General features: G+C 44.6%; 1 protein-coding gene. It reads right to left on the reverse strand.

All coding sequences use genetic code 11. The features are described from left to right. On the reverse strand, window positions 1-681 hold a 681-nt coding region (locus WKV44_10620; GenBank protein ID MEM5948989.1), incomplete at both ends, for an RHS repeat-associated core domain-containing protein.

A 681-nucleotide genomic window follows, 5' to 3' on the forward strand; every position in this document is an offset into this window, starting at 1 on the left:
TACCATGTTCCCTATCTCATCATATGCAAAACTCTGACTGTATGTAGCTCTATACCTTTCCACACCGCTTTCTCTGTCTGTGCTGCTTCCTGTCACCCCTATTAGCTGATACAGACTGTCATATTCGTAACTCTGGCTGGTCTCATACCAGCTCGCTTTATTACTATATCCCAATACATTGCCTACTCCGTCAAAGCTGTACTTTATGTCCTGATATACAAACCCGCCTTCTTTCTCCGTATGTATGCTGCTAAGCCATCTCCTGTTCTCATCGTAGGTATACTCCGTTACAACTCCGTTCCCGTATTTTATATACTTCCTCTGCCCGTACTCGTCATAGGCTATGTCCTCAACATACACTGTCTCCTCGCCATAGTATGTGCCTGTTACTTTCTTTACCTGCCCTCCTCTGTCATATTCATATTCTATTTCCTCTCCGTCAGGATATGTTATCTTCTGCATCCGCCCAAGATAATCGTTTACATACTTAAACTCAGCTTCCTCGTCCTCCTGAAGCGCTTTTAGCCTCTTTATTACTCTCTTCTTCCTTACAACTTCCCCAAGCTTGCCGTACTCATACTCAGTCTCTCCGCTACCATCTATTACCTTAAGCAGCCTCCCCGCTCCGTTAATACTTTTGCTGTCACTTCCTCCGTATCTATACTCTACGTCCTTGCTCCA

The sequence above is a fragment of the Spirochaetia bacterium 38H-sp genome, from assembly GCA_039023545.1.
Taxonomy (GTDB): domain Bacteria; phylum Spirochaetota; class Spirochaetia; order Winmispirales; family Winmispiraceae; genus Rarispira; species Rarispira pelagica.